We start from the raw sequence: 6,797 nt of genomic DNA on the forward strand, positions 1-6,797 counted from the left end.
GCGGGCCATGCCCGCGGTGCCAGCCTATGCGCTGGCTTTGACGGGATAGCCGGCCGCTTCGATCGCCTCGCGCAGCGCCTGGCTGCTTGCCGTGGCTTCGACCATAACCGCTTGCGCGGGAATGTCGGCCGACACCTTCGCGGCCGGATCGAGCGCCTGCACGGCGCGGGTGATGGCGCCCACGCAGTGGCCGCACGACATGCCTTCAACCTGGAACTGGATCATCTGGAATCTCCTGTAGGAAAGAACCGGAAAGGACTCAATGAAAGCGTCCGGCGGCCTCAGAAAGAAGCGTACCCACCGCTGCGCTGACCGGGCCGGACTGCATCTACCCCTGAAGTTTGCACCTTCCCACGGTGGGAAGCGCAAGGCCTTTTCGAAGCAAGGTCCGCTTGCGCGGGTGATTGAAGAGTGGCTTGCCTTCGCCCTTGACCTTCCCAGCATGGTAAGGTCCATCATCTGTTGGTCATCATTGAGGATAGCTTTCCTTCAGGCCATGCCCGCCAATTCCCAAGTTCTTCCCGTACCCGGCGCAGCAGCGAACGCGCCGGCTTCCGAATGGCGCCTGCCGATCGGCGGCATGACGTGCGCCTCCTGCGTGCGGCGTGTCGAAACCGCGCTGGGCAAAGTGCCTGGCGTGCGGCAGGTCGCCGTTAACCTCGCCACCGAAGAGGCCACGCTGCAAGCCGATAGCGCGGCGGTGCTGCCCGCCGCCGCCGAGGCGGTGAAGGCTGCCGGCTACGAGGTACCGCACCAGGCCATTGCCCTGTCCATCAGCGACATGACGTGCGCGTCCTGCGTGGCCCGCGTCGAGCGTGCCTTGAAAGCGGTGCCGGGCGTGGTGGATGCGCAGGTCAACCTGGCCACGGAGCAGGCCGAGGTCACGGTGCTGCGAGGTGCCGTGGATGCCGATGCGCTGGCCGCGGCGGTCGCGCGCGCCGGCTATGGCGCCGTGCCGGTGGGCGGCGAATTGCCCGCGGGCGCGGCGGGCGAGGGCTTCTGGTCCGGGCCGTGGCCGGTGGCGATCTCGGCGGCGCTGTCGCTGCCGCTGGTGGCGCCGATGGTGGCGCAATGGTTCGGCGTGCACTGGATGCTGCCGGCCTGGGTGCAATGGTTGCTGGCCACGCCCGTGCAGTTCGTGTTCGGCTGGCGTTTCTACAAGGCGGGCTGGAAGGCGGTGCGCGCGGGCGCCGGCAATATGGACCTGCTGGTCGCGCTCGGCACTTCGGCGGCCTATGGCTTGTCCCTGTGGCTGATGTGGCGCGGCGCAGACGGCATGCCTCACCTCTACTTCGAGAGCGCGGCGGTGGTCATCACGCTGGTGCGGCTGGGCAAGTGGCTGGAGACGCGCGCCAAGCGCCAGACCGCCGACGCCATCCGCGCGCTGGCCGCGCTGCGCCCCGATAGCGCGATCGTGCGTCGCGATGGCGGCGAAGTCACGTTGCCACTGGGCTTGGTACGGGTGGGCGACGAGATCGTGGTACTGCCGGGCGCACGCGTGCCCGTCGACGCCCAAGTGATCGAGGGCAGCAGTCATGCCGACGAATCGATGCTGACCGGCGAGAGCCTGCCGGTGCCCAAGGAGCCTGGCACGCTGCTGACCGGCGGTGCCATCAATTACGAGGGCCGTCTGGTTGCGCGCACCGTGGCGGTGGGCGCTGAAACGGTGCTGGCCCGCATTATCCGCATGGTCGAGCACGCGCAGGCGGCCAAGGCGCCGATCCAGCGCATGGTCGACCGCGTCAGCTCGGTGTTCGTGCCGGTAGTGCTGGGTATCGCCATGGTCACGCTGCTGGGCTGGGGCGTGCTCGGCGGCAACTGGGAAGCGGCCTTGCTCAACGCGGTGGCGGTGCTGGTGATCGCCTGCCCGTGCGCGCTCGGCCTGGCGACGCCGACCGCGATCATGGCGGGCACCGGCGCGGGCGCGCGCGCCGGCATCCTGATCAAGGACGCCGAGGCGCTGGAAGTGGCGCACCGGGTCAAGGTGGTGGCTTTCGACAAGACCGGCACGCTCACGGTGGGCAAGCCGGAAGTGGTGGCGCTGGCGGTGCCCGAAGGCGCCGGCGCGGACGAAGCGCAACGCTTGCTGGCACGCCTGGCCGCGCTGCAGTCCGGCAGTGAGCATCCGCTCGCGCATGCCGTGCTGGCGGCGGCCCGTGCGCGCGGCATCGCGGCGCCGACGGCTACCGATGTGCGCGCGCTGCCGGGCATGGGCCTGGCCGGCAAGGTGGACGGCGTGGCGCTGCAGCTCGGCAGCGAGCGCCTGCGTGCTTCGCTGGGCGCAGCGCCGGGTACGCTCGGTGCACAGGCGCAAGCCCTGCAGGACCAGGGGCGCACGGTGTCCTGGCTGATCGAGACGGGCGCGCAGGATGCGTCGCCTGCGCAAGGACTGCCGCGCGTGCTGGGCCTGGTCGCTTTTGGCGACGCCATCAAGCCCGGCGCGCGCCGCGCGATCGACCGGCTGCGTGCCGCTGGTGTGCGTACCGTGATGCTGTCCGGCGACAACAGGGGGGCCGCGGCACGTGTGGCCGAGACGCTCGGGCTGGACGAGGTGCAGGCGGAAGTGCTGCCGGCCGACAAGGCGGAGCGCGTCATCAGACTCAAGGCGGGTGGCACCGTGGTGGCGATGGTGGGTGACGGCATCAACGATGCGCCGGCTCTGGCCGCCGCCGATGTCGGGATTGCCATGTCCACCGGCACCGACGTGGCCATGCATGCCGCCGGCATCACGCTGATGCGCGGGGATCCGGCGCTGGTGGCCGATGCGCTGGCGATCTCGCACCGCACTGTGCGCAAGATTCGCGAGAACCTGTTTTGGGCCTTCTTCTACAATGTGATCGGTATCCCCCTGGCGGCAGCCGGCTTGCTGAACCCGGTGGTGGCCGGCGCGGCCATGGCATTCTCCAGCGTGAGCGTGGTCGGCAATGCACTGCTGTTGCGGCGCTGGAAGCCGGCGGGAGACAGAGCATGAATATCGGTGAAGCGGCACAAGCTTCCGGCGTCTCCGCCAAGATGATCCGGCACTATGAAGCCATCGGCTTGCTGGCGCCGCCGCCGCGCAGCGAGGGCGGCTACCGGCGCTACGACGAGCGCGCGGTGCACACCTTGCGCTTCGTGCGGCGTGCCCGTAATCTCGGGTTCTCGCTGGACGAGATACGCGGCCTGCTGTCGTTGTGGCATGACCGCGCGCGGGCCAGCGCCGATGTCAAGGCGCTTACCTTGCGTCACGTGGCGGAGCTGGAGCAGCGCATCGCCGAGCTGGCCGCCATGCGCGACACGCTGCGCCAGCTGGCCGAGGCCTGCAGCGGCGACGCGCGGCCCGATTGCCCGATCCTGGCGGATATGGCGCGGGCCGGGCTGGACGAGGCTGGCGGTGCGGCAATGCCTGATTGCCATCGCCATGCCCATGAAGGGGACGCCACGGCGGCCACCTAGCCGCGCGGCGCCGGCCAGTGGAACCGTAGCGCCGTACCAGCACCACCATAGCGGAACAGATATGGAGACCAATCGCATGGATCGACCGAGTACCGCTGCTCCCGCCGGGGCTCCCGCGAGCATTGCTGGCGGTGGTGCCAGCGAGGCCGGTGGCGCTGGTTCCGATGCCGCGGCTCCGGCGCGGCCTGTCGTTCCCTCTGAAAGCCGCCAGCGCATGCGTGACGGCACGGAGCTGCTGCTGCGTACCTGGCAGCCCGATCCCGACTCCTTTCCCGAGGCCACTGGCTCGCTCTTGCTGGTTCATGGCCTGGCCGAGCATTGCGGCCGCTACCAGCACGTGGCCGAGCTGTTGTGCAGCCTGGGCCTGCGCGTGCGCGCCTACGACCAGCGCGGCCATGGCGCCAGCGGCGGTCCGCGCATGGTGGCCGGGCACCCGGACGTGTTTGTCGAAGACCTCACCGAAATCCACGATGCGGCCGTGAGCCAGTGGAAGGAACTGCCATTTCTGCTGGGCCATAGCATGGGCGGTCTGGTGGCGGCGCGTTTCGCCACGGCACGGGTGCGGCCCGTGCGCGCGCTGGTGCTGTCGTCGCCGGCGCTGGCATTGAAACTCTCCGCACCGATGCTGACGCTGCACCACATATTGCTGGCGCTGGCGCCGCGCCTGCGCGTGCCGAACCCGATCGACGCGCGCTACCTCTCGCACGATGCGGCGGTGGTGGCGCGGTATCGCGCCGATCCGCTGGTGCAGGGCTCCATCAGCGCCAGCGTGCTCGAGACGTTCCTGCGTGGCATGGCGCAGGCGCAGGCCGATGCGATTTTGCTGGAAGCGCCGACGCTGATGCTCGTCGCGGGCGACGATCGCATCGTCGACCCGGCCGGTAGCCGCCGCTTCTGCGATAGTGCGCCGCGGGACCTGTGCGAAGCGCGCTGGTTCGATGGCGCTTACCACGAGATTTTCAACGAGGCCCAGCCGTTGCGCGGCGAGGTTTTTGCCGCGCTCGCCGATTGGCTGCGCAAGCATTTGCAGCCACAGGCTGCGTGAGCGCATGATGCGTTGCCGGCCGCGGCTTCCTGAACCATTGCACGCGGCCATGGCCCAAGTTGCGCAGCCCGTGCAGGGCAGCATGGTTTCGCAAGCCCGGCGGAGCGTTCCCGTGCGGGCCCATCTTCAACCCTTTCAAACGCGGCGCAAGGCCTGACAAGAAAAAGCATGGAGACTTACGACTACATCATCGTCGGCGCCGGTTCGGCCGGCTGCGTGCTGGCCAACCGCCTGACCGTGGACCCCGAGGTGAGCGTGTTGCTGCTTGAAGCCGGCGGGCGCGACGACTATCACTGGATCCATATTCCGGTGGGCTACCTGTATTGCATCGGCAACCCGCGCACCGACTGGATGTACCGCACCGCCGCGGAGGCTGGCCTGAACGGCCGCACGCTGGGCTATCCGCGCGGGCGCGTGCTGGGCGGCTCGTCGTCGATCAACGGCATGATCTATATGCGCGGGCAGCGCGAGGACTATGACGACTGGGCACGCCTGACGGGCGACGACGGCTGGCGCTGGGACAATGTGCTGCCGCTGTTCAAGCGCAGCGAGGACCATCATCGCGGCGGCGACGAATTCCACGGCGCCGGCGGCGAATGGCGGGTGGAAGGGCAGCGTCTGCGCTGGGATATCCTTGAACGCTTCATTGAGGCAGCCGAGCAGGCAGGCATCCCGCGCACGGACGATTTCAATCGCGGCGACAACTTCGGCGTGGGCTACTTCGAGGTCAACCAGCGCCGCGGCATTCGCTGGAATACCGCCAAGGCCTTCCTGCGCCGCGCGGCCGAACGGCCCAACCTGACCATCGTCACCGGCGCGCAGGTCAGCGCCCTGACGTTCGATGGACGGCGTTGCAGCGGCGTGGCCTATCTCGGCGGCGGCACGCCGTTCACGGTGGCGGCGCGCGAGGAGGTGATCCTGGCGGCGGGCGCGGTCAATACGCCGCAACTGCTGGAGCTGTCCGGCATCGGCCAGCCCGAGCGGCTGCGGGCGCTGGGCATCTCCGTGCGCCATGCGCTGCCCGGCGTGGGCGAGAACCTGCAGGATCACCTGCAACTGCGCAGCGTGGTGAAGGTGGAAGGCGTGCGCACGCTCAATACCCGCGCGGGCAGCTGGTGGGGCAAGCTCGGCATCGGCCTGCAGTACGCGGTCAACCAGAGTGGCCCGATGAGCATGGCGCCGTCGCAACTGGGCGCGTTCGCGCGCTCGGATGCTTCGTACGCGCGGCCCAATCTCGAGTACCACGTCCAGCCGCTATCGCTCGACAAGTTCGGCGATCCGCTCCATCGCTTCAATGCCTTCACCGCCAGCGTGTGCAACCTGCGCCCGACCTCGCGCGGCAGCGTGCATATCGCCGATCCGGACTTCCGCCATGCGCCGGTGATCGCGCCCAATTACCTGTCCACCGATGCGGACCGCAAGGTCGCGGCGGATTCGCTGCGGTTGACGCGGCGCATCGTGGCATCGCCGGCGCTGGCACCCTACAAGCCGCTGGAATGGCTGCCCGGCGCGGCCCTGCAGACCGACGAGCAGCTCGCCCAGGCGGCGAGCGAAATCGGCACCACTATCTTCCATCCGGTGGGCACCTGCCGCATGGGGCGTTCCGACGATCCGCAGGCGGTGGTGGACCAGCGCCTGCGCGTGATCGGCATCGATGGTCTGCGCGTGGTGGATGCATCGGTGATGCCGCTGATCACCTCGGGCAATACCAACTCGCCCACCATCATGATCGCGGAGCGCGCCAGCGACATGATCCGCGAAGACCGGCGCCTGCGCGCGAGCGGCGTGGCCGGCAAGGTGGCGGGGGATGCTGATTCCCCGGCGGAAGCCTCGCTCGCCGTCAAGGCGGGAGCCGCAACCCAGGCCTGAATGCGCCGGCATCGCAAATCTGACGCGAACCTGACACCAACCTGACATCTGGTTCATGTTTCATAATTAGTGCAAACCCGGATGTTTTGCGACGCAGCAGACGCACACAATAGACGCCGCGATGCCGTGCAGTACCGCTCACATTGGCGCGCCCTCCGCAGGGCGCGTCGCGCGTTCAGGGCGGGCGGGGCACGGCGGGTAGAAAAAGACAAGCGGCGCCAACGCCGCAGCAGCCACGGGGAGCGCAACTGGATTGGCGCGACCCGTGCCGTGGTGGTGCGACGGGTACCACAGTTCTGACCATTTGGCGGTGCCGACCAGAAGCCGGGGCCGCAGCAAGAGGGCGGGCAGGAGACCATGAATCAGCAAGACACGATCCTGGAAACGCGGAACCTCACCAAGGAGTTCAAGGGGTTTACCGCGGTGAGCGACGTCAACCTGCGGGTGA

At 68.7% G+C, this 6,797-nt stretch carries 5 protein-coding genes and 1 pseudogene; 5 read left to right on the forward strand and 1 reads right to left on the reverse strand.

The genetic code is table 11. From position 1 onward, the window contains the following. Window positions 1-24: 24 nt before the first annotated feature. Window positions 25-225 carry a heavy-metal-associated domain-containing protein gene (locus tag CF70_RS14645; protein ID WP_035865681.1) on the reverse strand — a complete coding sequence of 67 codons (201 nt, stop codon included), beginning with the start codon at window positions 223-225 and terminating at the stop codon, window positions 25-27. Window positions 226-496: 271 nt separating this feature from the next. Between CF70_RS14645 and CF70_RS14650 the strand changes: the two genes are divergently transcribed. The 5 genes and pseudogenes from CF70_RS14650 to CF70_RS36020 form a co-directional block, all read left to right on the forward strand. Further along, window positions 497-2,971: a heavy metal translocating P-type ATPase gene (locus CF70_RS14650; protein ID WP_035865684.1), complete on the forward strand. Its 2,475-nt coding sequence runs from the start codon at window positions 497-499 to the stop codon at window positions 2,969-2,971. Next, window positions 2,968-3,435 carry a Cu(I)-responsive transcriptional regulator gene (cueR, locus tag CF70_RS14655; RefSeq protein ID WP_051648453.1) on the forward strand — a complete coding sequence of 156 codons (468 nt, stop codon included), beginning with the start codon at window positions 2,968-2,970 and terminating at the stop codon, window positions 3,433-3,435. Before CF70_RS14650 ends, cueR begins: the two co-directional genes overlap by 4 nt. A 76-nt stretch (window positions 3,436-3,511) precedes the next feature. Beyond that, window positions 3,512-4,480: an alpha/beta hydrolase gene (locus CF70_RS14660; RefSeq protein WP_414629451.1), complete on the forward strand. Its 969-nt coding sequence runs from the start codon at window positions 3,512-3,514 to the stop codon at window positions 4,478-4,480. A gap of 168 nt (window positions 4,481-4,648) precedes the next feature. Further along, entirely contained in the window at window positions 4,649-6,349 is a 1,701-nt protein-coding gene (locus CF70_RS14665) for a GMC family oxidoreductase (RefSeq protein WP_035865688.1), read from the forward strand. 357 nt (window positions 6,350-6,706) lie between these two features. Beyond that, window positions 6,707-6,797, forward strand: a pseudogene (locus tag CF70_RS36020) (ABC transporter ATP-binding protein); the annotation flags it as partial.

The organism is Cupriavidus sp. SK-3 (assembly GCF_000611145.1).
Lineage (GTDB): Bacteria > Pseudomonadota > Gammaproteobacteria > Burkholderiales > Burkholderiaceae > Cupriavidus.